At 59.8% G+C, this 378-nt stretch carries 1 pseudogene; it reads right to left on the bottom strand.

Annotated features, from left to right (window positions below):
• Positions 1 to 222, bottom strand: a pseudogene (locus RVY79_RS17950) (lipid A hydroxylase LpxO); the annotation flags it as partial.
• Between the last annotated feature and the right edge of the window lie 156 nt (positions 223 to 378).

The following is a 378-nucleotide window of genomic DNA, read 5'->3' as shown; positions in this document are numbered from 1 at the left end:
CTGCGGCCAGGCGGCCTGCAATTTTTCCAGATCCGGAAAGCGCTCGACCGGCACATAGGCCGTCTGCGGCACGCCCGAGAACGCATACATGAAGCAGTTGACCGGCGCGACCACCGCGGAGTGGTCGAACATCTGGCGCCAGAACTTCAGGCGCACTTTGCCGCGAAAGTGCACGTACAGGATGGAGCCCAGGTAAAGGGCAACGAGAATCCACTTGATCAAGGCGACTTCCTTGCCGCGCAAAGGCGGTCCGCAAATGAGAGGGCGCAGGGCAGGGGATGTGCTGCGCGTAATCCCTTATTTTAACCGTGGAGCGACAATGCGGCGTTGATGCAGGCCAACAGGCGTAGCCTGGTCGATTGCGCTTTGTCACATCAA

This window comes from Chromohalobacter sp. HP20-39 (assembly GCF_033052815.1).
Taxonomy (GTDB): Bacteria; Pseudomonadota; Gammaproteobacteria; order Pseudomonadales; family Halomonadaceae; genus Chromohalobacter.
Note: the sequence above shows the minus strand (reverse complement) of the source record. Positions and strands in the feature narration are given on the sequence as shown.